Genomic DNA, 25,000 nt, shown 5'->3' with positions numbered 1-25,000 from the left:
TGCTCTTTCCTGTGCAAACGAAAAGAGCAGCCTGGGCTGCTCTTTCGTTGGATCCTGTGATTCAGCGTTTGGTCAGGCTGCGGCGCTCGAACTCGACGATGCGCTGCCGATAGTGTTCGATCGTTTGCGCCGTCATCACGCTGCGCTGATCGTCCTTCAATTCGCCGTTCAGTTCCTGGGACAGCTTGCGCGCCGCCGCGACCATCACATCGAAGGCCTGCTTCGGATGACGCGGGCCCGGCAGGCCGAGGAAGAAGCTCACCGCACGGGTGCTGAAGTGGTCGATGTCGTCCAGGTCGAAAGTGCCGGGCTTGACGCCGTTGGCCATGGAGAACAGCACTTCGCCGTTACCGGCCATGCTTTCGTGACGGTGGAAGATGTCCATTTCGCCGAAGCGCAGGCCGCTCTCGAGGATGTTCTGCAGCAGGGCCGGGCCCTTGAAGCCGTCACCGTCGCGCGCCACCACGTTGATCACCAGCACTTCCTCCACCGGAGGCAGGTCCTGGGCCGGTGCAGCATGGGTCTTGCCGTTCTTGGCGGGCTTGGCCGGGGTGCCATCGTCCACGGGGTTGAGCAGGGTCGGGACCGGCTCATCGAGATTGAGGTCGCCCTGGTGCGGTTCGCCGCGGCGCTTGTTCAGCTCCTTGGCGCTCATGGGCGGCAGGTCTTCCTCATCGAGCGAGGGTTCCTGGTGGCGTTCCTTGACGCGTACCGGGCTCACCAGATTGGGATCCTCGTCATCGTCAGGAAGGTTGGAGAAGCTACGGTCGAGCTTGAATTTCAGTTTTCCCTTGCCGCCGCTCATGCGGCGCCAGCCATCGAACAAAATGCCGGCGATTACGATGATGCCGATGACGATCAGCCACTCGCGCAGACCGATATCCATTAATCCTGTGTCCCCTGGTCAAAAAATATTCTGATGATGGTGAAGAAAGGACATCCGGTCCTCTGAAAACGTGGCGCCCAACTCCATGTTATGAATGGCGTTTTCCACGTGCGACAAAATTGGGCATTAAGCTAGCACGGCCAGCCCAGCAGAGAAACCTCTGATAGAGGCTTCACGGCCCTCCGGGCGAAAAGGTTGCACCCCCGGCCCGATCAGGCCTCTACGAGGGAAAGAGCCTCCTCGACGTCCACCGCGACCAGGCGCGAGCATCCCGGCTCGTGCATGGTCACGCCCATCAGCTGATCGGCCATTTCCATGGCGATCTTGTTGTGGGTGATATAGATGAACTGGACCTTCTCCGACATCTCCTTCACCAGGCGGGCATAGCGCCCGACGTTGGCGTCGTCCAGCGGCGCATCCACCTCGTCGAGCATGCAGAACGGCGCGGGGTTGAGCTGGAAGATGGCGAATACCAGAGCCAGCGCGGTGAGCGCCTTCTCGCCACCGGAAAGCAGGTGGATGGTGCTGTTTTTCTTGCCCGGCGGCCGCGCCATGATGGCGACGCCGGTGTCGAGCAGGTCTTCCCCGGTCAGCTCCAGGTAGGCATGGCCGCCACCGAAGACCTTGGGGAACAGCGCCTGCAGGCCCGAGTTGATCTGGTCGAAGGTTTCCTTGAAGCGGTTGCGGGTCTCCTTGTCGATCTTGCGGATGACGTTTTCCAGGGTATCCAGCGCTTCCACCAGGTCGTCGTTCTGGGCGTCCAGGTATCGTTTGCGCTCGGATTGCTGCTGGTATTCGTCGATGGCCGCGAGGTTGATCGGCCCCAGGCGCTGGATGCGCGCCGCGAGGCGTTCGAGTTCTTCTTCCCAGGCCGCTTCGCTGGCCTCGCCGGGCAGCGTGGCGAGCACGCCGTGGAGGTCGTAGCCGTCTTCGTGAAGCTGGTCCTGCAGGGTTTTGCGGCGAACGGTCAGGGCCTGCCAGTCCATGCGCTGCTGTTCCAACTGGCCGCGCAACAGCTGTGACTGCTGCTCGGCCTGGGTGCGACGCTTCTCGGCATCACGCAGTTCGCGGTCGGCGTCTTCCAAGGCCAGGCGCGCGAGCTTGAGCTCCTCCTCCACGCCCATGCGCCGGTCCAGCAGTTCTTCGAGCTTCATGCGCAGCTCTTCCAGCGGCGCGGCGCCCTCCTCCAGATTGAGGTTGAGCTGCTCGCGGCGCTCTTCGAGGCGCTCGAACTGCAGGCTCAGGCGCTCCAGCGCCTGGCGCGTGGAATCATGCTGGGCACGCAGGGAGCCGACGCGGACGGCCAGTTGGTGGGCCTGGTCCTTGTGCTGGCGGGCTTCCTGGCGGATGCGGTCGAGGCGCTCGCGCAGGCTGTCGCGCTCGGCGAGCAGCTTTTCGCGCTGCTCGGTGTCGGTTTCCATCGCATCCAGGGCGTCCTGCAGGACAAGACGCGACTCGCCGAGCTGCTCGTGCTCGATGGCACGCTGTTCGTCCAGCTCGGCCAGCTCCGCCTCCAGGCGACGGCGACGCAAGGTGAGTTGCTCGACCTTGGCCTGCTGGGCAGACAGCTGCGCCTTGAGCTCGCCCAGACGGCGGGATTCATCCTGGGCGCGGCGGCGTTGCTGCTCGCGGCTTTCTTCCTGCTGGCGCTGGCTGTCACGCAGGTGCTGCAGGCGCTCTTCCAGGGTTTCCAGGGCCGCTTGCTGCTCATCATGCTCCGCATGCAGGCGCTCCAGCTCCTGGCCACGGGCCAGCACGCCGCTTTCGGCCTCGCTGGCGCGGCGCACACGGAGGAAGTTGCGCCCGACCCAGTAGCCATCGCGGCTGATCAGGCTCTCGTCGGCAGCCAGCGTCGAACGCGCGGCCAGGGCCTGGTCGAGGCTGTCCACGGGCCGTACCCGCGCCAGCCAGGGCACCAGGTCGATGGCGGACTCGACCTTGTCCAGCAGGCTGCCGGGCACCCGGGCACCGCCCTTGACGGCGGCCGCCAGGCGCAGGTCGCCCTGGGTAAAGCCGCTCAGGTCGAGGGCATTGAAATCGTCCAGCAGCACGGCTTGCAGGTCAGCGCCGAGCACGGTTTCCACCGCCAGCTCCCAACCCGCTTCCACCCGCATGCTTTCAGCCAGGCGCGGGCGCTGGTCGAGCTTCTGGTTGCGCAACCATTCAGCGGTGCCGGTACCCGGGTCGAGCGCGGCCTGTTGCAGGGCTTCGAGGGAGGCGATGCGCCCGTTGAGGCGCTGCAGTTCGCCCTGGGCGCGCTGCTGGGCCTGGGTCGCCTGCTGCAGTTCTTCGCGCAATTGCTCCAGGCGCTCGACCTGGGCCTCTTCCGCAGCCTGCAACTCTTCCAGTTGCAATTCACCGGCGGCGAGCTGCTCGCTCAGTTCGAGAATGGCGGCGTCTTCCGGATCAGCCGCGAGCTGGGCGCGTTCGTCATTGAGGCGGCGCCCACGCTCCAGCAGGCGTTCGAGGCTCTGCTCCAACTGCTGGATGCGCGCCTGCTGCACTTCGGCCTGGCGCCGGGGCTCGGCGCTGCGCTGGTTGAAGCCATCCCACTGCTCCTGCCAGGCATGCATGCCGGTCTCGGCTTCTTCCAGCTGAGCGGCGGCTTCCTCGGCTGCGGCGGCGCTGATCTCCTGCTCGGGCGCGAGCATTTCCAGCTCCTCGCCCAGGGTTGCCAACAGGGTGCGGTCATGGCCGAGGTGGGATTCGGTTTCCTGGCGGGCGCGCTCGGCGTCGCGCAGGTCGTCCTGCAACTGGCGCAGGCGCTGCTGGCCGTGCTGGATGCTTTGCTCGACGCGGGCGATGTCGCCGCCCACAGAGTAGAAACGCCCCTGGACCAGGTTGAAGCGTTCGGACAGCTCGTGGTGCCCATCGCGCAGGCGTTCGATGCTGGCGTCGGCGCTGCGCTGTTCGGCCACCAGCGCCTCGAAGCTGACTTCCTGGCTGCCGATCACCGCTTCACGCTGGCCTACCTGCTCGTTCAGGGTCTGCCATTTGAGGGCCGCGAGCTGGGCGCGCAGTTGGCGCTCCTCGGCCTTGTATTCCTGGTACTTCTCGGCGGCCTGGGCCTGGCGATGCAGGCGTTCGAGCTGGCGTTCCAGCTCTTCGCGCAGGTCGGTGAGGCGTGCGAGGTTCTCGTGGGTACGGCGGATGCGGCTCTCGGTCTCGCGGCGGCGCTCCTTGTACTTGGAGATGCCGGCGGCTTCCTCGATGAAGTTGCGCAGGTCCTCGGGCTTGGCCTCGATCAGCTTGGAGATCATCCCCTGCTCGATGATCGAGTAGCTGCGCGGCCCCAGGCCGGTGCCGAGGAAGATGTCGGTGATGTCGCGGCGCCGGCACTTGGTGCCGTTGAGGAAATAGGTGTTCTGCCCGTCGCGGCTGACCCGGCGGCGGATGGAGATTTCGGCGAAGGCCGCGTACTCGTCCACCAGGGTGTTGTCGGAGTTGTCGAAGATCAGTTCGATGCTGGCCTGGGCCACCGGCTTGCGGGTGTTGGAGCCGTTGAAGATGACGTCGGTCATCGACTCGCCGCGCAGGTTCTTCGCCGAACTCTCGCCCATCACCCAACGCACGGCGTCGATGATGTTGGATTTGCCGCAGCCATTGGGGCCGACGACCGCCGCCATGTTGCTGGGGAAGTTGACCGTGGTCGGGTCGACGAAGGATTTGAACCCCGCCAGTTTGATGCACTTGAGCCGCATCCCTGCCTCCCTCGGTCAGTGAACGATCAGCGCCCGGCCAGCGCCGCAAGCACCAGTTGGCAGTTGTGCTGGCCATAGGCGTGCAGCACATCGCGGATACGCGCCGGCTCACGGGCGATCACCGCCTGCAGCAACTCGGCGAACGCCAGCATGAACTGGGCCATCTCGCCTTTGCGCTGCTCCAGCGCCAGGTGATAGGTGCGGCTGATGGCCGGCAGCAGGTTCTCCACCGTCTCTTCCAGGTAGGGGTTGTCGGCGAAGGGGTAGGCGGCACGCATGATGTCGAAGCTGGCATCGACGAAGTTGCCGATGTCGTGCTCCTTCAGGCATTCCTCCAGGCGCAGCTGGATGGCGCGGAAGGGGGCGAGGTCCGCCTCGCTTCTCCAGCGCTGGGCCACGGCGTTGGCCAGGAGGATGTACATCTCCATCATCAGCGCATAGAGGCTCTGCACGTGATGGGGGGTGAGCTCGGAAACCTGAGCGCCACGGCGCGGCAGGATGTTGATCAGGTGACGGCGCTCGAGGATCAGCAACGCCTCGCGCACGGAACCGCGGCTGACGTTGAGGGACTGGGTGACCTTCTGCTCCTGAATGCGCTCGCGTTCCTTCATCTCCCCGCGAATGATGCGCTCGGCGAGGTGGTGGGCGATCTGTTCGGCGAGGCTGTCCGGTGCCTTGAACGTCATGGTTTTCCTTCGGTCATGGAGGCTGGGAATGTCCGTAAGGCGCCCTCGGCGATAGCTCCGGCGTTGCTATATCGGCCCGGGAACGCAGCAGCTTCAAGGGATTGCGGCCCGCAGCGGAACGCTGCAGGGGGCGAAGTGTAACACAGGGTGTTACCTGGCAAAGGTGACAACAAGCGGGCATTCAGACCTAAAGGTCGGTCGCCGGGTGGGGCTGGGAGGCGCAGGATTGTCTGACAATTTTACAAGAACCCATCCACCTCGACACGGAGAACACCCATGTTCGAACGCCTGCCTTCCAACTGGATGCTCGCCCTGAAAAAGGTCGGCTACTGGATCTGGCTGATCCCGGTTGCCGGAATCCCCATGAGTTTCTACTGGTCGCTGGACAGCCACTACGCCAATGCGTGGCCCTGGCTGGTGATCACCGTGGTCTTCGGGGTGATCCCGCTCCTCGACGCCATCGTCGGCCGCGACCCGGCCAACCCGGATGAAACCGAGCAGGTGCCGGAGATGGAGCGCCAGGACTACTACCAGGTGCTCAGCCTGGCCACCGTGCCGCTGCTGCTGGGCATGCTGGCCTGGAGCGGCTGGGTCTTCATCCACCACGAGGACTGGAACTGGGTCGGCCGCCTCGGCTGGCTGCTCTCGGTGGGCACCGTGATGGGTGCCATCGGCATCACCGTGTCCCACGAACTGATCCACAAGGACCCGAAGATCGAGCAGAACGCCGGCGGCCTGCTGTTGGCAGCCGTCTGCTACGGGGGCTTCAAGGTCGAACACGTGCGTGGCCACCACGTCCATGTCTCGACCCCCGAGGACGCCTCCTCCTCGCGCTACGGGCAAAGCCTCTATGCCTTCCTGCCCCATGCCTATAAGCACAACTTCCTCAATGCCTGGCACCTGGAATCCGAGCGCCTGAAGCGCAAGGGCCTGCCTGCACTGCATTGGCGCAACGAGCTGATCTGGTGGTACGCCATCAGTGCAGCCTTCACCGTCGGTTTCGGCCTGGCGTTCGGCTGGCTCGGCGTGCTGTTCTTCCTCGGCCAGTCGGCCATGGCCTTCACCCTGCTGGAGATCGTCAACTACGTGGAGCACTACGGCCTGCACCGGCGCAAGCTGGAGAACGGCCGCTACGAGCGGACCAGCCCGGCGCATTCCTGGAACAGCAACTTCCTGCTCACCAACCTGTTCCTCTTCCACCTGCAGCGCCACTCCGACCACCACGCCTACGCCAAGCGCCGCTACCAGGTGCTGCGCCACTTCGACGACAGCCCGCAGCTGCCCAACGGCTACGCGGGGATGATCGTCCTGGCGCTGATCCCGCCGCTCTGGCGCGCGGTGATGGACCCCCGCGTGCGGGCCTACTACGCCGGCGAGGAACACCAGCTGACGGATTCCCAGCAAGCCGCCTGACCGCCCTCCCCACCCCCACCGTTCGACCGACGCCCCCGCATGGGGGCGTCGGCGTTTCTACACTTGCAGATGACTGGCACGGATTAAGCAACTTTGCCGTACCAGAGCGGGCGCGCCGCCCTCATAGCCCATCGGCATGAAGATTTTCTGACTTTTGAGTCAAATATTTATTGACCAGAAAGTCAGAGGATTCTAAATTCGCGGCCATACGAGCCCTCGTAAAAACAATAAAGTGCCTGGAGGTCGTCCTTGATCCAGTTTTTAGTCAATCGGGAGCTGCGCACCGAGCGCGATCTCGATCCCAACGTCACCGTGCTCAACTACTTGCGTGAACACCTGGCCAAACCCGGAACCAAAGAAGGCTGTGCCTCGGGCGACTGCGGCGCCTGCACGGTCGTGGTCGGCGAGCTGGAGGGGGATCGCATCCGCTATCGCACCCTCAACTCCTGCCTGACCTTCGTCTCGTCCCTGCACGGCAAGCAGCTGATTTCCGTGGAAGACCTCAAGCACAAAGGCCAGTTGCACTCCGTGCAGCAAGCCATGGTCGACTGCCACGGTTCCCAGTGCGGCTTCTGCACCCCCGGCTTCGTCATGTCGCTGTTCGCCCTGCAAAAGAACAGCGACGGCTACGACAAGGCCCAGACCATGGAAGCCCTGGCCGGCAACCTGTGCCGCTGCACCGGCTACCGCCCCATCATCGACGCCGCCGAGCAGGCCTGCTGCCAGAAACAGCCGGACCAGTTCGACGCCTTCGAGGCCCAGACCGTGGCCCAGCTCCAGGCCATCGCCCCGCGCGAAACCGCCGAGCTCAACAGCGGTGACAAGCGCTGCCTGGTGCCACTGACCGTCGCCGACCTGGCCGACTTCTACACCGCCAACCCGCAGGCCCGCCTGCTGGCCGGCGGCACCGACCTGGCCCTGGAAGTCACCCAGTTCCACCGCGAACTGCCGGTGATGATCTACGTCGGCCACATCGACGCCATGAAGCGCGTCGAGATCGGCCCCGACTTCATCGAGATCGGCGCCGCCACCGCGCTCTCCGACTGCTACAGCGCCCTGGCCCGCGAATACCCGGACTTCGGCGAACTGCTGCACCGCTTCGCCTCGCTGCAGATCCGCAACCAGGGCACCCTGGGCGGCAACATCGGCAACGCTTCCCCCATCGGCGACGCCCCGCCGCTGCTGATCGCCCTGGGCGCGAAGATCGTCCTGCGCAAGGGCAACCAGACCCGCACCCTGCCGCTGGACGAGTACTTCCTCGACTACAAGGTGACGGTGCGCCAGGAAGCCGAGTTCATCGAAAAGATCCTCGTGCCGCGCGCCCGCACCAACCAGGCGTTCCGCGCCTACAAGGTCTCCAAACGCCTGGACGACGACATTTCCGCCGTCTGCGCCGCCTTCAACCTGGTGATCGAAAACGGCGTGGTGCGTGAAGCCCGCATCGCCTTCGGCGGCATGGCCGGCATTCCCAAGCGCGCCGCTGCCTGTGAAGCCGCGCTGGTGGGCGCCGCCTGGTACCCGGGCGTGATCGAACGCGCCTGCGAAGCCCTGGCCCAGGACTTCACGCCGCTGTCGGACTTCCGTGCCAGCAAGGAATACCGCCTGCTGACCGCACAGAACCTGCTGCGCAAATACTTCCTCGAACTGCAGGCCCCCGAAGTCGAAACCCGGGTGACTGCCTATGTGTGATTTCAAGCATGTCGCGCACCAAGCGCCGCACCCGGCAGTTGCTGGCCAGGAAGCGCAGTACCGTCGGCTTAATCTGCACGTCGCGCCCGTCACCGTTCACGCGGGCGCAGCAGTCGTTGGAGGCACAGAGCATGTCTAACCACCACAAGATCAAATCCCAGGAAGAACTGGCCGCGCTGTTCCGCGCCGACATCACCACCGGAGTCGGCAAGAGCGTCAAGCACGAGAGCGCGCCCAAGCACGTGTCCGGCGAAGCTGTGTACGTCGACGACCGCCTGGAGTTCCCCAACCAGCTGCACGTCTATGCCCGCATGAGCGACCGCGCCCATGCCCGCATCCTGCGCATCGACACCACCCCCTGCTACGCCTTCCCGGGCGTGGCCATCGCCATCACCGCCGAGGACGTTCCCGGCCAGCTGGACATCGGCCCGGTCGTGGCCGGCGACCCGCTGCTGGCGGACGGCAAGGTCGAGTACGTCGGCCAGGTGGTCATCGCCGTTGGCGCCGACAGCCTGGAAACCGCCCGCAAGGCGGCCATGGCCGCGATCATCGAATACGAAGACCTGGAGCCGGTGCTCGACGTGGTCGACGCGCTGCGCAAGAAGCACTTCGTCCTCGACAGCCACCAGCACAAGCGCGGCGACTCGGCCAGCGCCCTGGCCAGCGCGAAGAACCGCCTGCAGGGCAACCTGCACATCGGCGGCCAGGAGCACTTCTACCTGGAAACCCAGATCTCCTCGGTGATGCCCACCGAGGACGGCGGCATGATCGTCTACACCTCCACCCAGAACGCCACCGAGGTGCAGAAGCTGGTGGCCGAGGTGCTGGGCGTGCAAATGCACAAGATCGTCATCGACATGCGCCGCATGGGCGGTGGCTTCGGTGGCAAGGAAACCCAGGCCGCCGGCCCGGCGTGCCTCTGCGCGGTGATCGCGCACCTCACCGGCCGCCCGACCAAGATGCGCCTGCCGCGCGTCGAAGACATGAGCATCACCGGCAAGCGCCACCCGTTCTACGCCGAGTACGACATCGGCTTCGACGACAACGGCCTGCTCACCGGCATCGAACTGGAACTGGCGGGCAACTGCGGCTACTCGCCGGACCTCTCCGGCTCCATCGTCGACCGCGCGATGTTCCACTCGGACAACGCCTACTTCCTCGAACACGCCACCATCAACGGCCACCGCTGCAAGACCAACACCGCGTCGAACACCGCCTATCGCGGCTTCGGCGGCCCGCAGGGCATGGTGGTGATCGAAGAGATCATGGACGTGATCGCGCGCCACCTGGGCAAGGACCCGCTGGAGGTGCGCAAGACCAACTACTACGGCAAGGACGAGCGCAACGTCACCCACTACTACCAGCCGGTCGAGCACAACCTGCTGGATGAGATGACCGCCGACCTCGAGGCCAGCAGCGAATACGCCAAGCGCCGCGAAGAGATCCGCGCGTTCAACGCCAAGAGCCCGGTGCTGAAGAAGGGTCTGGCGCTGACCCCGGTCAAGTTCGGCATCAGCTTCACCGCCACCTTCCTCAACCAGGCCGGCGCGCTGGTGCACATCTACACCGACGGTTCGATCCACCTGAACCACGGCGGCACCGAGATGGGCCAGGGCCTGAACACCAAGGTCGCCCAGGTGGTGGCCGAGATCTTCAAGGTGGACATCGGCCGCATCCAGATCACCGCGACCAACACCGACAAGGTGCCCAACACCTCGCCGACCGCGGCCTCCAGCGGCACCGACCTGAACGGCAAGGCCGCGCAGAACGCTGCCGAAACCATCAAGAAGCGCCTGGTGGACTTCCTCGCCATCCACTTCAAGGTGACCGACGAAGACATCGAATTCAGCAACGAGCAGGTGCGCGTACGCGACCACTACCTGTCCTTCGAGGAAGTGATCCAGCTCGCCTACTTCAACCAGATCTCGCTCTCCAGCACCGGCTTCTACCGCACGCCGAAGATCTTCTACGACCGCGACAAGGCCAGCGGCCGCCCCTTCTACTACTTCGCCTACGGCGCTGCCTGCGCGGAAGTGCTGGTGGACACCCTGACCGGCGAGTACAAGATGCTGCGCACCGACATCCTGCATGACGTGGGCGACTCGCTTAACCCGGCCATCGACATCGGCCAGGTGGAAGGCGCGTTCGTCCAGGGCATGGGCTGGCTGACCATGGAAGAGCTGGTGTGGAACGCCAAGGGCAAGCTGATGACCAGCGGCCCGGCGAGCTACAAGATCCCCGCCATCGCCGACATGCCCATCGACCTGCGGGTGAAGCTGGTGGAGAACCGCAAGAACCCCGAGCAGACGGTGTTCCACTCCAAGGCCGTGGGCGAGCCGCCCTTCATGCTCGGCATCGCCGTGTGGTGCGCACTCAAGGACGCCGTGGCCAGCCTGGCGGACTACAAGGCGCAACCGAACATCGATGCACCGGCCACTCCGGAGCGCGTGCTCTGGGGCGTGGAGCAGATGAAGAAGCTGCAGCAGGCGGCCACCAAGCCAGCTGCCAGCCAGGTAGAGCCCGCCTGACGGCGGGCCGGGAGCCGAGATGAACAGCCAACCCGCCTTCAGCCGCGAAACCCCGGAACAGCAGGCCGCCCCCGTCCTGCCGACCGAAACCTTGCGTCGCCCGGAACAGGATGTCTGGCGCCTCTCGCGCTCCGCCAAACCCCTGCGTACCTGGAGGTTGAGCAAATGAGCTGGATCAGCGCCCTGGCCGAACTCCAGCAACGCAGCGAAGCCTGCGTGCTGGTGACCATCATCGAAGAGCGCGGCTCCACCCCGCGCAATTCCGGCTCGAAGATGGTGGTCAGTGATGACCGTATCTACGAAACCATCGGTGGCGGCCACCTGGAGTTCAAGGCGATGGAAATCGCCCGGGAAATGCTCCGTACCCGCACCCAGGACACCCGCCTGGAACGCTTCAGCCTGGGCGCCAGCCTCGGCCAATGCTGTGGCGGAGCCACGGTGCTGCTGTTCGAACCCATGGGCCAGCCCCAGGCGCACATCGCCCTGTTCGGCGCCGGCCACGTCGGCCGCGCCCTAGTTCCGCTGCTCGCCAGCCTGCCCTGCAAGGTGCGCTGGATCGACTCGCGAGAGAACGAATTCCCGGCATTCATCCCGGCCGGCGTAGAGAAGGTGGTGAATGATGAAGTGGTCGATGAAGTCGAGCGCATGCCCGCTGGCAGCTACTTCATCGTCATGACCCATAACCACCAGCTCGACCTGGAGCTCACCGCCGAGATCCTCAAGCGCAACGATTTCGCCTACTACGGCCTGATCGGCTCGAAGACCAAGCGCGTGAAGTTCGAACACCGCCTGCGCGATCGCGGCTTCGCCACCGAAACCGTGCAACGCATGCGCTGCCCCATGGGCATCGCCGAGGTGAAGGGCAAGCTGCCCGCCGAGATCGCCATCTCCATCGCCGGCGAGATCATCGCCACCTACAACGCCACCTTCGGTCAGAAGGAAGAAGGCCAGGACGTGAAGAAAAGGGAAACAGTCGCCAAACTGGTGCCCTCTTCCCGCCGCGAACAGGCCTGACACCCCGATTCATGCAGAAGGACGCCGAGCTGCCTCAGCTCGGCGCTCGCCTGCGCGGAGCCCCGACACGGGGCATCACGATCACGAAAGAACGAGATTCAACATGACCAGCCCTGTAAAAGCCTATCGCGCCGCCATCCTGCACAGCATCGCCGACCCCGCCGAGGTGGGCATCGAGCAGTCCTACGAGTATTTCGAGGACGGCGTGCTGGTGATCGAGGACGGCAAGGTCGCCCGCGTCGGCAATGCCGCCGACCTGCTGCCCGGTCTCAAGGGTGTGGACGTGCGCGAATACCGCGACGCCCTGATCACCCCCGGCTTCATCGACACCCACATCCATTACCCGCAGACCGGCATGATCGCCTCCTACGGCGAACAGCTGCTGGACTGGCTGAACACCTACACCTTCCCCACCGAGAAGGCCTTCTCCGACAAGGCCCACGCGGCGGACGTGGCGGCCATCTTCCTCAAGGAACTGCTGCGCAGCGGCACCACCACCGCCTTAGTGTTCGGCACCGTGCACAAGCAGTCGGTCGACGCCTTCTTCGAAGCCGCCGAAGCCCTGGACCTGCGCATGATCGCCGGCAAGGTGCTGATGGATCGCAACGCCCCCGACTACCTGACCGACACCCCGGAAAGCGGCTACGCCGACAGCAAGGAGCTGATCGAGCGCTGGCACGGCAAGGGCCGCCTGCACTACGCGGTGACCCCGCGCTTCGCCCCCACCAGCACCCCGGAGCAACTGACCCTGGCCGGCAAGCTGTTCGGCGAGTTCCCGGACCTGTACATGCACACCCACCTCTCCGAGAACAAGGCGGAGATCGAATGGGTGAAGTCGCTGTTCCCGGAGCGCAAGGGCTACCTGGACGTGTACGACCACTACAAGCTGATCGGCCCACGCGCGGTCTTCGCCCACGGCGTCCACGTCTGCGACGACGAGTGCAAGCGCCTGGCGGAAACCGGCTCGGCCGTGGCCTTCTGCCCCACCTCCAACCTGTTCCTGGGCAGCGGCCTCTTCGACCTGCAGAAGCTGGAAGAGCATGGCGTGCGCGTGGGCCTGGGCACTGACGTCGGCGCCGGCACCAGCTTCTCCCAGCTGCAGTCGCTGAACGAGGCCTACAAGGTCATGCAGCTGCAGGGCAAGAAGCTCGACCCGTTCAAATCCCTGTACCTGGCCACCCTGGGCGGCGCCCGCGCGCTGTACCTGGACGACAAGATCGGCAACTTCGCCAGTGGCAAGGACGCGGACTTCGTGGTCCTCGACTACCAGGCCACCCCGCTGATCGCCTACCGCATGCAGCAGGCCAAGACCATCGAAGAGAAGCTCTTCGCACTGACCATCCTCGGCGACGACCGCACCGTGAAGGAAACCTTCGCCGCCGGCCGCTCCGTGCACCGCCGCGACTGATCCAGCGCCGCACCCGAAAGCCCCGCCCATGCGGGGCTTTTTCATTCCCCCACGCGCGCGTCCTGTAGGGGCGAATTCATTCGCCCAAAAGCGCCCCGGCGCTCCGTGGGAGCGAACCCATTCGCGATCCCGCCCCCGGGGTTACGCCCGACGACCCGCCTCACCCAAAACCACACACCCACAAAAAAGCCCCGCATTCGCGGGGCTTCTTCATCACACCGTGCTCAGGCGCTGCGCGAGGAAGCGCGGGTGCTTTTCTTCTTGCTCTGCAGCAGGTGCGAGAACACCGCGTGCAGGTCATCGGAGGCGGTCTCGCCTTCGAGGTTGAGCTTGGCGTCGACGCTGTCCATGTGGCGCATCATCAGGTCGACAGCGACCTCGACGTTGTGCGACTCGATGGCGTCGATGACCTTGTCATGCTCCTCGTCCGAACAGTGGGTGCGGCTGTTGCTCTCGTAGAGGGCGATGATCAGCGAGGTCTGCGAGATCAGGCTGCGCAGGAAGCCCAGCAGGGTGAAGTTGCCGGCAGCCTCGGCCAGTTTCAGGTGGAATTCGCCGGAGAGGCGGATGCCCATGCCGCGGTCACCACGGGCGAAGCATTCACGCTCCTCGATGACCATCTGGCGCAGGCCAGCGATCTGCTCGGGGGTGGCGTTGATGCAGGCCAGTTCGGTGATGGCACGCTCGATCATGCGGCGTGCGTAGAAGATCTGCCGCGCTTCCTCGGCACCAGGGCTGGCCACGACGGCGCCACGGTTGGGGCGCAGCAACACCACGCCTTCATGGGCGAGGCGCGACAGGGCGCGACGGATGATGGTGCGGCTGACGCCGAAGATCTCACCCAGGGCTTCTTCGCTCAGCTTGGTGGCCGGGGCCAGACGCTGCTCGAGAATGGCTTCGAAGATATGTGCGTAGACGACTTCGTCCTGGGTGCCATTGCGCGTGCCTTTGGCGGCACGCGGCGGCTTCTTCAAACTGTGTTCAACGTCGTTCATGGGGGCCCACGTAGAAGGTTTCGAAAGCGGCAATAGGGCTGACACTACGCTGAGTCGGCATCGTATTGCCAGCCTCCGGCGGGGAAAGCCTCGGAAAAATGTGCGCATTGTACACAATCTGACCGAACAAAAGCAGTGCCGCCCCGCTCAACCTCACATCTACAGGGCCCTGGAGCCCTCCGGCAGCTCCAGGCGCAACCCCATGCGCCGCCCCTCGCTCACCAGATGGTCACGCATCAGCGAGGACGCCAGCAGGCTGTCCCGTCGGCGGATGGCCTGCACCAGCGCCTCGTGCTCGCGCACCCGCTCCTGCAGCTCATCGCCACGCTGGCGCAGCAAGGCATCGCTGCGGGCCAGGGCGTTACCCGCCTGGGTCACCAGGGACTGGAAGATGGGGTTGGTGGTCAGCGAACCGAGCAATTGATGGAAGCCTATATAGGCTTCGACGAAGGCATCCATGTCGTCGTCCTCGGCAGCGTCGCGCAGGTCCATCAGGCGCAGGCGCAGGCGGTCGAGGTCGCTTGATGCGATGGATTGCGCCACCAGGCCGACGATGAAGGGCTCCAGCGCATAGCGCAGCTGGATCACGTCCTCGATGCTGTGGTCCCGGGGCGCCGTGATCGCGTGCTCTGTCGCTTCCCGCCCCAGCACCTGCACGCCCTTGCCGGGCAGCGAGCGGACCATGCCGAGGGTTTCCAGCACCGTCACCGCCTCGCGCAGGCAGGGCCGGCTGATGCCCAGTTGCTCGGCCAGCTCACGCTGGCCCGGGAGCATCTCGCCGACGGGCCAGCGCCCCTGCTCGATGGACTCGCGCAGGGACTGGACGATGGAACCCACCAGGGTCGATGAGCTGTTCACTGTGATTTCCTCCTTGTGAAACCAGGCCGAACCGGATCGGGCCGCAGCATCATGCGGCCCGCCAGCACCGTTCTCAATCCGCCGTCGTGCTCACGCCGCTACGATCCTTGAAGGCGAAACCCTGTTCGCCGGCCAGCACGCTGCGGGCGCGGCCCAGGTCGATGTCCTTCTCCCAGCGGGCGATGGCCACGGTGGCGATGCAGTTGCCGATCAGGTTGGTCAGCGCCCGGCCGATGCCCATGAACCAGTCCACCGACAACACCAGCACCAGGCCTACAACTGGTATGGCCGGTACGGCCGCGAGCGTAGCGGCAAGGATAACCAGGGCCGAACCCGGAATGCCGTGGGCGCCCTTGGAGGTCACCAGGGACACCAGCAGGATGGTGATCAGGTCATTCATCGCCAGCGGCGTGCCGGTGGCATGGGCGATGAAGACGATGGCCAGGGTCAGGTAGATGGAGAAGCCGTCCAGGTTGAAGGAATAGCCGGTGGGGATCACCAGGCCCACCGTGGAGCTGCGGATGCCCAGGTGCTCCAGCTTGCGCATGATCTGCGGCAGCACCGCATCCGAGGAGGCAGTGCCGAGGACGATCAGCAACTCCTCGCGCAGGTAGCCGAGGAACGGCCACAGGCGCAGCCCGGAAACCCGCAGTACGGTGCCCAGCACCAGCAGCACGAACACCGCGCAGGTGGCGTAGAACACCACCACCAGCCCACCCAGGTGACGCAGGGAATCCACGCCGTACTTGCTGGTGGTGAAGGCAATGGCACCGAACACGCCGATGGGCGCCAGGCGCACGATCATGCCCATTATGCGGAAGATCACATGGCTCATCTCGTTGATCAGCCTGGCCACGCCCGAGGCGGCCTCGCCCACCTGGTTCAACGCACAGCCGAACAGCACCGAGAACAGCAGCACCTGGAGGATGTCGTTGCTGGCGAAAGCGCCGATGACCGAGGCCGGGATCAGCCCCATGACGAAGTCCACCGGCCCATGCAGGTCGCCAGTGCGCGAGGTGTAAAGCGCAGCGTCTCCGGCCGGCAACTGGCCGAGGTCGATATTGGCGCCCACGCCCAGCCCGCCGCCATAAGCCACCAGCAGGCCGATCAGCAGCGCCACCGTGGTCAGCACTTCGAAATACACCACCGCCTTGAAGCCGATGCGGCCGACCTTCTTCAAGTCACCCGCCCCGGAAATGCCGCTCACCACCACGCAGAACACGATCAGCGCGATGAGCATCTTGATCAGCTTGATGAAGCCGTCGCCCAAGGGCTTGAGCTGCGCGGAGAACTCGGGGAAGCCGATACCGCAGAGGATACCGATGACCAGGCCGATGACGACCTGCAGGAATATCGAGCGCGAGCACCACTTGAGCATGGGGGAATCTCCGTTGCGGTGCCCCCGGAGCGCTGGCGTGGCTACGCCCTTGTGCGAGATCCGGAGGCTTTGTTGTTGTGGTCTTACCGGTCAGTCCAGCAAGCGCAGTCTATGCCCCCAAAAAGCTGCACACAAGGCGACAAACATTAATTGACTTTTTTGTACACAAACACATAATCCGACTGCGTACTTTTTGACCCAAAAGTCAGAAAGTTCGCACTGCCCCGTGAGGCACCAAACCTCAGGCTTTTCGCTGCGCAAGGGACCCAGGTAACCAGCCGGCCGAAACAGCTCAAAACAACTAAATGAGAGGTACCTGCTGTGGAAAGCACCAAACAACAAGAACAAGGAACGTATGCTGCGAGCCCTCCCGCCAAAGGCCTGCTTGAACGCCTCTTCAAGCTGACCGAACACCGCACCACCGTGAGAACCGAGCTGGCCGCCGGCCTCACCACCTTCATCACCATGGCCTACATCATCTTCGTAAACCCCAACATCATGGCGGACGCCGGCATCGATCACGGTGCGGCATTCGTGGCCACCTGCCTGGCCGCGGCTTTCGGCTGCTTCCTGATGGGCCTGTACGCCAACTGGCCGGTCGGCCTGGCACCGGGCATGGGCCTCAACGCCTTCTTCACCTACACCGTGGTCAACACCATGGGCTACAGCTGGCAGATCGCCCTCGGCGCGGTGTTCCTGTCCGGCGTGCTGTTCATGATCCTGACCTTCTCGCGCATCCGCGAATGGCTGCTCAACAGCATCCCCAGCAGCCTGCGCTTCGCCATGGGCGCGGGGGTCGGATTGTTCCTCGGGCTCATCGGCCTGAAGACCGCCGGTATCGTGGTACCGAACTCCAGCACCCTGGTGCACATCGGTGACCTGACCTCCCCCGCTCCCCTGCTGGCCGCCATCTGCTTCCTGATGATCGCAATCCTGGAATACCGTCGCGTGTTCGGCGGCATCCTGATCAGCATCCTCACCGTCACCCTGATCGGCGTCGGCCTGGGCATCGTCAAGTTCGGCGGTGTCTTCTCCATGCCGCCGAGCCTGGCCCCCACCTTCATGGCGATGGACATCACCGGCGCGTTCGACGTGACCATGATCAGCGTGATCCTGGCCTTCCTCTTCGTGCATATGTTCGACACCGCCGGCACCCTGATGGGCGTCGCCCAGCGCGCGAACCTGGTGAAGGAAGACGGCCGCATCGAGAACCTGTCGAAAGCCATGAAGGCCGATAGCGCCTCCAGCGTATTCGGCGGCGTGCTCGGCGTACCGCCGGTCACCAGCTACGTGGAAAGCGCCGCTGGCGTCGCCGCAGGCGGCCGCACCGGTCTGACCGCCGTCACCGTCGGCATCCTCTTCGTCGCTGCCATGTTCTTCGCTCCGCTGGCCGGCATGATCCCCGCGTACGCCACCTCCGGCGCGCTGATCTACGTCGCCATGCTGATGATGGGCGGCATGGCCCACATCGACTGGGACGAACACACCGAAACCATCCCCGCGATCGTCACCGTCATCATGATGCCGCTGACCTTCTCGGTCGCCGACGGTATCGCCCTGGGCTTCGTGACCTACGTGGTGATGAAGGCCTGCACCGGCAAATACCGCGAGGTATCGCCCAGCCTGTATGCACTTTGCGCCATCTTCGTCGCCAAGTTCATTTTCCTGTAAGCTCGCTCCGCAACACCCCAAGGCCCTGGCGCTGAAGCGCCGGGGCCTTTTCATTTCCCGGAGACGAGCGAATGAGCCTGGAAACCTGGCTGCTGTTCAGCAGCGCCGCGCTGGTGGTGATCCTGATCCCCGGCCCCCTGTCCCTGCTGATGGTCAGCAACAGCCTCAACTACGGCATCAGCCGCTCGCTGCCCGCCTTCCTCGGTGGTGTCAGCGCCGCCACCGGGCTGCTCGCCACCTCCGCGCTCGGCCTCGGCGCCCTGCTGCTGGCCTCCGAGCAACTGTTCAGCGCACTCAAGCTGGTCGGTGCGCTCTACCTCTTCTACCTCGCCTGGCAGAGCTGGAAGCAATCGCGCAACGCCGCCAAACCGGTGGCGGCCGAAGAGCAACCGGTCAACCCGAGCTTCCGCGCCCTCTACTGGAAAGCCTTCGGCCTCGCCGCCAGCAACCCCAAGGACATCCTCTTCTTCGCCGCCTTCCTGCCCCAGTTCATCAGCGCCGACCGCCCACTGCTGGGCCAGCTCTCGGTGATGATCGCCACCTGGGCCGTGTTGGACCTCGCCTGCAAGCTCTTCTACGGTCTCAGCGCCCACGCCGCCGCCCGCTACCTGCGCTCCGGCGAAGGCCAGACCTGGTTCAACCGCGTCAGCGCCGGGCTGTTCGGCGCGGCGGGGACGGCGGCGTTGATATCCCGCTGAAACGGTCCTCCTGAAATGACGAAGCCCGGCGGATGCCGGGCTTTTTATGGGCGCATAAAGGCCAGATCACGCCCATTGACGCAGGCCCCTTCCATACACGCAACTCTGGCAAGTGGGTCCCGCGCGGCAATCAGGCGGTACTCGGCTGCCTCCTGTAGAACCAGCCATTGAGCAGAAGAACAGAGGAACCGGAAGGGTTGGAGAAGAACGGGCGCAAGTCAGTCATGGCGAGCACTCCGTTGTTGGAAGGTCTAGTTAGATACAAATGTAGAGGAGATGGAGATATCGCGAAGCGGGGCGTGAGTCATGCCACGAGAGCCCCAAAAGTGAGAGCCATCATCCTTAGCGGCCAAGCGAAGGAAATGGGTCACGCCCAACTGGCTCATTCCTACTAGAGCCTAACTTACGCCCAAAACTCCCTCCCATCCGAGTCTATCCACACAAGCCCAGCAGGAGCCTCTGAGAGAAACCAAAGTCCGAAACCATCAAGATCATCTTCACTTGGTTCTAACGGCCACGCCGCCCTTAGAACATTTAATTGATCAGAAATAGGTCCAACCAGAAAAACACCGTCGCACGCGAGCTTTATATCTCCTTCCAACATCAAACGCTCGAGCAAGGAGAAGAAAATATCGACTCGCTCCAAGTTATGACAAGACAACTCAATAAGCTCAACTGTCATATGCTGCCATACGGCACCTATTGATAACCCAAATGTGACTCACAAAGCATTCCAATAGAGGACACTAATCATTATAAGAAGACACAGAGTCTACACACAGGAAAAAGTGAGAGAAACATGATGACGAGACACCCCTCCACACTTCCCCCAGTTTAATAAGCATAGTGCAAATCGAGCTAGCCAAACTCTATTACCAGCTAGCTGAAATCAACACAAAACGCAGAACACAGAACACAGAACACAAAAATCAGAATTCTCTCAATTCCTCAATCAATTCTTCCGTGATGCGCTCTCTATCTAGGGTAGGATCGGGCCTCTCCACGCTACCAGTATAAAATTTTGTCCTACTATATTCGGGGTCCCCGCAGTCTCCATCAGGGAACGAGTGAGGGACCCCTTCATTCTTTGCATACATATCGACAGACTCAGGTAAAACTCTAAGCTCATGAAGTCTATGGGTAATCAAAAATTGCTGTAGATCAGCACAACCATGTACAGACGGCTGCCATACCCCGCCCCCGCCTATTTCGGAGAAACCAAATAATTCGTGGCCTGGAAAATCTACATATCTAATAGCTATACTTTCCCCCAATACCACACCAGCCTTGCAACTCATGCAAACAAGATAATATCCCTCTGACATTTAGGGCCTCCAGACAGTCAAACCAGTCACCGTCATAATTTTCATCTCGATAACATCATCAAATGTGCCATTGGAATTAAGCCGCTTTAGCTCACTTTGGAGTCGACCAAGATCCAACCACGCCGACACCGGGCTCTACAAAGGCAAACTGCAGGCCGCCCGCTTCTTCCTCACCAGGGAAGTGCCCGGCGTCCACCACGCCCTGGCCATCCTCGAAGCCCGCGACGACACCTGCCTGGGCATGCAAGCCGACTGGTTCTGAGTCCAACCGGACCTTGCACGCCCCGCGCACATGCGGGGCTTTTTTATGGCTCGCGGTCAGTCTTCAGCCTTCAACAGCACATAAGCCTCACCGCCCACCCGATCATGGGCAAGGATGAAAACCTGACCATCCAGCGTGATCTTCGCAGGCGAGGTTTGCGCAACCGGCGTACTGGACAAATCACGAGCCGCGTCCAGCAATTGCCGGGTAAGGCTCTCGTCCAGCCTCGGCAGTTATTGCTTGGCGCTGACCGCAGATAAAACAACACCGGCGCGAGGCCGGTGTTGGGGGGAATAATTCAATAGATCTGTCCCCTTTTCTTGTCTATTTAATGGCGCCCAACCAACGAAAATTAAATCTGCCCCCTTTTTTCCTGTAAATTATTCGTCCTCAACGACAGGTATTACTGGCGATAGAAACGGATCTAAAAAAATCTCGCACCTTCCTCTTTTTATTACTCTGACTGAAAACACACCGCGCCCATATTCAGTACTTGCCTGCTCATCGTACTCATAGATTAATCCATATGCCCCAGCAAAATCTTTCGTCACGATGTCAACTATCTTTTGTAGGTCTTCGGCTTCAGTGCGCCGCCTATTAGGAATGGCGTTTAACACAAGGGTATAAATGCCATTCATCAGTAAAACTTCACCTCTACCGCTTGACCATCCAAAGCTGGATAATTCATTTTTCAATTTTTTAACTTTCTGATCTAGCCCCCCTTCATCCATTTCCGAAGGGGATTCTGATAATTTAATCCAACCATGAAATTCATACATAAGATATCACCTTACAATGGAGTCGTATCGATTACTGGCTCTATACCGTATCGCTTTCCATACTCATTTAATTTTTCAATAACTGCCGGATTAGGCGCACCATCAAAATGAAAATAAGGCTTTCGGCCTAGTTCTACAGCAGCTTCAAAGGTACCTTTAGCTTGGTTACGGAACGCACTTCCCATTTGGAAATTAGCAGGCTTTGTCTGCCCTATAAACTCATCACTAAAGACATCAAATTCGCGATCTTTAAATTTACCAGGAAATTTTGCTGAAGAAATTCCACCCAACCTTGCTGCGATGGCGTCTGCTGCGGGGTCATTCACATTAACCTTTGTATACTTTGCAAAAACTTCCTTCCCACCCGTCGTAGCAGTACCAGCTACCTCTTTTGGACCCTCCGTAGCATGCACCACACACCCACCTGCCCCACACTGCAAGCAATTACCGGTGTTGTGCACCCACGTTTTCAGGTTCCCTACATAGAAGGTGTGGCCAATATCCACCGTTAGGTTGTAGGTCACCCCTTGAGGCTGAACCATCTCAATGGATTCAACCAGGATCGAAGCATCATTGCTGCTGCCATCGCCTAGCGACTGCAGTTCATCACCCGGCTTGAGGCTGATCGCAGGCACGAAATCATTGCGTACCGGCACATAGAAGGGATGGCCAGGTGTGACCAAGAGCGTATCGGCCAGATCCTTGTCAGTAGACTTCAGCTTCAGCCGGTAGATCGCCTGATCAGTGCGGATATGCGTGGCCGTGACTGCAGCGGCAAAGGGTTTACCCCCCTTCTCCGGCTTGCTCCAGACAATGTCCCCAGCCTTGATCGTCTCAATGGCCTTATCGCCATCTGGAGTCGAAACCATAGTTCCGGCGGCAAAGCAGCAAGGCTTGACCAGCTTCCCAGTAGCAGTCTGGTCATACCTCTAATATAGCCAAAGAATACTTAACCGATTCTTGACATGAACACATCAAAATCTACAAAAACGATATCTGCCTATTTAAATCTTTACCGCCGCATCACTAAACAACAAGAACACGCGACTCTAGCAACAGAAAGCAAAACAGAATTATGACTGAGACTCAGCACACTGCCTTAGCTCATACCTGCTTGCGGCAGGATCAGGCATTAGCCCTCTATTAAGTTTTTGACACGCAAACCACAATCGGCAAGGGAGACGTAGAAGGCCCATCTTAGACAAAATAAAAACAGCCCTCACTCTCACTATCAACCATTACTAAATCAGACAACACTCCATTATTCGCTACGCATATCCAAGCATTGCTAACAGGATCCGGAACATAGCATTCAACCCCTAAAGACGCAGACACCGAAATCACTCTTTCCTTTAACTCCGCCGCCTCCAACGCACATCTAAAAAGCTGCAAGAGCACTTCCGCATCACCTTGGACATATGAGAACAAGCACAAACAACTGCAGCTGGAAAGATCCAACACATCTGCTTTTTCGTAGAAGTCCTCATCCTTGAAAACAAGCACCTCATCCACAGTCGCGCGGATCACCAAGGCGATGAATTCTTTCAAGTTCGCTAGAGAAGCACTGTTCTTCAACAGAAAATCAAACATTATTTGGAGCCCTCAATACCCGAGCTTCACAACTAAGCACCCGCAGAGCACGATACAAATAAAGATGAAATACTAAACCCAACACTCTGCCTGAGACTTCCACCCCAGCACGAACTCATCCGAAGCTGCGCATGACCTTCCATGTGAGCTGACGATATAAGCGCGTCTGATGAGTTCCATGTCCAAGGTGGCGCAGGGATTATTCGATCAGGCACTCCGGCTTGCCGCAATCGCGGCCACTTGAAGCGGAGGATGATGCGTTCTCGGATTGCTCATAGGCCACCTTGTCGAAGGGCGGGTCGGCGAGCACCTGGGCGACGAAGGTATCGACGATCACCCGCACATTCGCTCCTCGAGCGTCCCCGGTCGGGATCAGGCCGATCCTGTGCTCGGTGTGATTGGTGATCTCGTAAGTGCGGAGCGGCTTCTCACCTTTGCTGACAAGGAAGCCGATACGGCTGTCCCAGTAGGTCGGGGCGGGCACGAGGAAGAAGGTGAACGCACTCAGGAACATCCTGGGGATGTTGTGCCACTGCCAATAGTTGCTCTGGGAGATGACCACCAGGTTGTAGCCGTTCCGATCATAGCCCTCGGTCACCTGCTCAAACGCCCCGGTACCTCGTAGGTAGTTGCGAATGAGAGGCGCCGGTACATCCCCACTTATCACGACGTTGATGGGAGGCAGCGGCTCGCCGAGCACGATGTCCGGCTCCTTGAGCGTGTGATGGATCTGGCAGCCTGTCAGGAGCAGTAATGCTGCAAGCAATAGCATGCACTTCTTCATTTCAGCTCCCCGGACATCAGCGCCCTGTAGACAGAAGCCTTGGGGCCGCTCTGGTCGATAATCGTCGGATAAGCACCATCGAGGTATTTGAGGTCGAGTTCTTCAATGGAAGGCAACTCAGGGTGCGCCGTCCTTGCGAGCGCTAAATCCCGCTCCGGATGGCGACTATGGAAATAGGTACAGGCATTCCCGACGATGATGCAGGCGCTGCGGAAATCACCGATGTAGTAGGCCTTGCCAGCCTCCAGATTCAGCGGAATCGAGAAATCCTCCCGGCTCCAGGAGCGAGTACGCCCAGTATCGAACCAGACGTTGAAGAGCTCATAGCGTCCAGGCTTCAACGGCATCACGAACAACGAGCCGACTCCTTTCGATCGATCACGTACATCCCGAGGCGTCCGGACTAACCAACCATTGAGCGACTGTGCAGAGGCGAACTCATGACCACCGCGCTGGCGCAGTAGCAGTTTCTGCTCTTCGGCAGCGATATAGGCATCCGACCAGATACCCACGACACCGATCAGATAACTGGTGCCAGAAGTGGCGGTAGGTTCGTAGGAGGCAGGTACCGATGAGGTGGGCATGCTGTAGCAGCCCCCCAGACTGACAAGGGCAAGAGCGATAAAGAATTTCTGGAGCATTAGGCGACCGATAACGAAGAATGAAATGGCTTTCCCGACCGGGTAATGGCCGGAAGCAAAATATCTGAGGGGAGTGACGCCAGCACCGTAACCTGTGCCGGCGCTATCGACTTAACGTCAGTCCTTTGCTTTCAGCAGGACATACGCCTCACCGCCACTTCGGTCATGAGCGAGGATAAAAACCTGGCCGCCGAGCGTGACCATGGAAGGAGCGGTTTGCGCAACCGGAGTACCTGACAGACCACGAGCAGAGTCCAGCAATTGCCGGGTAAGGCTCTCGTCCCGCTGCGAAGGCGTGGTCACAGCACACTCCTTCCCTGCCTGGATCTGGACACTCATGCTCTTGTCAGCGTTGAAGCCCGCCATCATGAAGCCCATATCGGTAACTTCGACACCAAATGTCTTGGCGACCACTGCGGCCTGAGAGAAGTCGGGCGCAGTCTTCAGGCAGATATCACGGAAGGCCTGAATAGCAGAAGGTGCTTCATTAGAGGCAACTGGAAGAGTTGCTGGATCTTTATTGGAACAGGCAGTCATAAGAGCCATGACCGCGACAAGACAAGTACGTTTCATATTTCCTTAACACCCTTTCATTTATAGCCTATTCAGATCATAGCCCTAGCACATGCCCAAAGAGCTCAACTATAAGCAGCACAACAAACCATTGACCGGCATCCGCCCAAGCAGACTTTCA

General features: G+C 61.4%; 22 protein-coding genes and 1 pseudogene. 9 read left to right on the top strand and 14 right to left on the bottom strand.

Annotated features, from left to right (window positions below; all coding sequences use genetic code 11):
- Nucleotides 1-61: 61 nt before the first annotated feature.
- The 3 genes from zipA to OEJ36_RS14680 form a co-directional block, all read right to left on the bottom strand.
- Nucleotides 62-886 carry a cell division protein ZipA gene (zipA, locus tag OEJ36_RS14690; protein ID WP_263402106.1) on the bottom strand — a complete coding sequence of 275 codons (825 nt, stop codon included), beginning with the start codon at nucleotides 884-886 and terminating at the stop codon, nucleotides 62-64.
- A gap of 212 nt (nucleotides 887-1,098) precedes the next feature.
- Nucleotides 1,099-4,587 (bottom strand): chromosome segregation protein SMC, encoded by a 3,489-nt coding sequence (gene smc, locus OEJ36_RS14685; RefSeq protein WP_263402105.1) that lies wholly within the window; start codon nucleotides 4,585-4,587, stop codon nucleotides 1,099-1,101.
- A gap of 26 nt (nucleotides 4,588-4,613) precedes the next feature.
- Nucleotides 4,614-5,273: a GntR family transcriptional regulator gene (locus tag OEJ36_RS14680; RefSeq protein WP_263402104.1), complete on the bottom strand. Its 660-nt coding sequence runs from the start codon at nucleotides 5,271-5,273 to the stop codon at nucleotides 4,614-4,616.
- 276 nt (nucleotides 5,274-5,549) lie between these two features.
- Between OEJ36_RS14680 and OEJ36_RS14675 the strand changes: the two genes are divergently transcribed.
- The 6 genes from OEJ36_RS14675 (at nucleotide 5,550) to guaD (ending at nucleotide 13,325) form a co-directional block, all read left to right on the top strand.
- Entirely contained in the window at nucleotides 5,550-6,686 is a 1,137-nt protein-coding gene (locus tag OEJ36_RS14675; RefSeq protein WP_263402103.1) for an alkane 1-monooxygenase, read from the top strand.
- Between the two features lie 249 nt (nucleotides 6,687-6,935).
- Complete coding sequence (xdhA, locus tag OEJ36_RS14670; protein WP_263402102.1) at nucleotides 6,936-8,375, top strand: xanthine dehydrogenase small subunit; 1,440 nt, start codon at nucleotides 6,936-6,938, stop codon at nucleotides 8,373-8,375.
- A 131-nt stretch (nucleotides 8,376-8,506) separates the two neighbouring features.
- Nucleotides 8,507-10,903 (top strand): xanthine dehydrogenase molybdopterin binding subunit, encoded by a 2,397-nt coding sequence (gene xdhB / locus OEJ36_RS14665; RefSeq protein ID WP_263402101.1) that lies wholly within the window; start codon nucleotides 8,507-8,509, stop codon nucleotides 10,901-10,903.
- Nucleotides 10,904-10,922: 19 nt separating this feature from the next.
- Nucleotides 10,923-11,072 (top strand): hypothetical protein, encoded by a 150-nt coding sequence (locus OEJ36_RS14660; RefSeq protein WP_263402100.1) that lies wholly within the window; start codon nucleotides 10,923-10,925, stop codon nucleotides 11,070-11,072.
- The gene (gene xdhC / locus OEJ36_RS14655; protein WP_021222163.1) at nucleotides 11,069-11,917 is read left to right on the top strand and encodes a xanthine dehydrogenase accessory protein XdhC; all 849 of its coding nucleotides are present in this window, start codon (nucleotides 11,069-11,071) and stop codon (nucleotides 11,915-11,917) included. The genes OEJ36_RS14660 and xdhC overlap by 4 nt, the downstream gene beginning before the upstream one ends.
- Before the next feature lie 103 nt (nucleotides 11,918-12,020).
- Nucleotides 12,021-13,325 carry a guanine deaminase gene (gene guaD, locus OEJ36_RS14650; RefSeq protein ID WP_263402099.1) on the top strand — a complete coding sequence of 435 codons (1,305 nt, stop codon included), beginning with the start codon at nucleotides 12,021-12,023 and terminating at the stop codon, nucleotides 13,323-13,325.
- Between the two features lie 224 nt (nucleotides 13,326-13,549).
- Here guaD and OEJ36_RS14645 read toward each other — a convergent pair whose 3' ends face one another.
- From OEJ36_RS14645 to OEJ36_RS14635, 3 genes are all read right to left on the bottom strand, one after another.
- Nucleotides 13,550-14,320, bottom strand: coding sequence for a GntR family transcriptional regulator (locus tag OEJ36_RS14645; RefSeq protein ID WP_263402098.1), 771 nt, complete (start codon nucleotides 14,318-14,320; stop codon nucleotides 13,550-13,552).
- A gap of 159 nt (nucleotides 14,321-14,479) precedes the next feature.
- On the bottom strand, nucleotides 14,480-15,178 hold the full coding sequence (locus OEJ36_RS14640; protein ID WP_263402097.1) for a FadR/GntR family transcriptional regulator: 699 nt from the start codon (nucleotides 15,176-15,178) through the stop codon (nucleotides 14,480-14,482).
- Between the two features lie 73 nt (nucleotides 15,179-15,251).
- Entirely contained in the window at nucleotides 15,252-16,556 is a 1,305-nt protein-coding gene (locus OEJ36_RS14635; protein ID WP_263402096.1) for a C4-dicarboxylate transporter DctA, read from the bottom strand.
- Nucleotides 16,557-16,877: 321 nt separating this feature from the next.
- Between OEJ36_RS14635 and OEJ36_RS14630 the strand changes: the two genes are divergently transcribed.
- Both OEJ36_RS14630 and OEJ36_RS14625 read left to right on the top strand, forming a co-directional pair.
- Nucleotides 16,878-18,227, top strand: coding sequence for an NCS2 family permease (locus OEJ36_RS14630; protein ID WP_263402095.1), 1,350 nt, complete (start codon nucleotides 16,878-16,880; stop codon nucleotides 18,225-18,227).
- Nucleotides 18,228-18,298: 71 nt separating this feature from the next.
- Nucleotides 18,299-18,925, top strand: a complete 627-nt coding sequence (locus OEJ36_RS14625) for a LysE family translocator (RefSeq protein ID WP_263402094.1) — start codon at nucleotides 18,299-18,301, stop codon at nucleotides 18,923-18,925.
- Between the two features lie 403 nt (nucleotides 18,926-19,328).
- On the opposite strand, the gene OEJ36_RS30650 is transcribed toward OEJ36_RS14625, so the two are convergent.
- Together OEJ36_RS30650 and OEJ36_RS14620 are read right to left on the bottom strand one after the other, a co-directional pair.
- Nucleotides 19,329-19,529, bottom strand: a complete 201-nt coding sequence (locus tag OEJ36_RS30650; RefSeq protein WP_411861012.1) for a DUF596 domain-containing protein — start codon at nucleotides 19,527-19,529, stop codon at nucleotides 19,329-19,331.
- Between the two features lie 325 nt (nucleotides 19,530-19,854).
- Complete coding sequence (locus OEJ36_RS14620) at nucleotides 19,855-20,250, bottom strand: hypothetical protein (RefSeq protein WP_263402093.1); 396 nt, start codon at nucleotides 20,248-20,250, stop codon at nucleotides 19,855-19,857.
- Between the two features lie 121 nt (nucleotides 20,251-20,371).
- Between OEJ36_RS14620 and OEJ36_RS14615 the strand changes: the two are divergent.
- A pseudogene (locus OEJ36_RS14615) lies at nucleotides 20,372-20,512 on the top strand (acyl-CoA dehydrogenase C-terminal domain-containing protein); the annotation flags it as partial.
- A gap of 380 nt (nucleotides 20,513-20,892) precedes the next feature.
- Here the strand turns inward: OEJ36_RS14615 and OEJ36_RS14610 are convergent.
- The 6 genes from OEJ36_RS14610 to OEJ36_RS14585 all read right to left on the bottom strand — a co-directional run bounded on the left by OEJ36_RS14610 (nucleotide 20,893) and on the right by OEJ36_RS14585 (nucleotide 24,879).
- A complete protein-coding gene (locus OEJ36_RS14610) occupies nucleotides 20,893-21,291 on the bottom strand; it encodes an immunity 7 family protein (RefSeq protein ID WP_263402092.1) in 399 nt (132 codons plus the stop codon).
- Between the two features lie 11 nt (nucleotides 21,292-21,302).
- Nucleotides 21,303-22,160 (bottom strand): restriction endonuclease fold toxin, encoded by an 858-nt coding sequence (locus tag OEJ36_RS14605; RefSeq protein ID WP_411861010.1) that lies wholly within the window; start codon nucleotides 22,158-22,160, stop codon nucleotides 21,303-21,305.
- 328 nt (nucleotides 22,161-22,488) lie between these two features.
- Entirely contained in the window at nucleotides 22,489-22,881 is a 393-nt protein-coding gene (locus OEJ36_RS14600; protein WP_263402091.1) for a hypothetical protein, read from the bottom strand.
- A gap of 199 nt (nucleotides 22,882-23,080) precedes the next feature.
- Nucleotides 23,081-23,665: a hypothetical protein gene (locus OEJ36_RS14595; protein ID WP_263402090.1), complete on the bottom strand. Its 585-nt coding sequence runs from the start codon at nucleotides 23,663-23,665 to the stop codon at nucleotides 23,081-23,083.
- Nucleotides 23,662-24,306 (bottom strand): hypothetical protein, encoded by a 645-nt coding sequence (locus tag OEJ36_RS14590; protein ID WP_263402089.1) that lies wholly within the window; start codon nucleotides 24,304-24,306, stop codon nucleotides 23,662-23,664. Before OEJ36_RS14590 ends, OEJ36_RS14595 begins: the two co-directional genes overlap by 4 nt.
- Nucleotides 24,307-24,423: 117 nt before the next feature.
- Nucleotides 24,424-24,879, bottom strand: coding sequence for a hypothetical protein (locus OEJ36_RS14585; protein WP_263402088.1), 456 nt, complete (start codon nucleotides 24,877-24,879; stop codon nucleotides 24,424-24,426).
- Between the last annotated feature and the right edge of the window lie 121 nt (nucleotides 24,880-25,000).

This window comes from Pseudomonas sp. PDM13 (assembly GCF_025685765.1).
Taxonomy (GTDB): domain Bacteria; phylum Pseudomonadota; class Gammaproteobacteria; order Pseudomonadales; family Pseudomonadaceae; genus Metapseudomonas; species Metapseudomonas solani.
The sequence above is the reverse complement of the archived record's forward strand: the minus strand, read 5'-3'. Positions and strand labels throughout refer to the sequence as shown.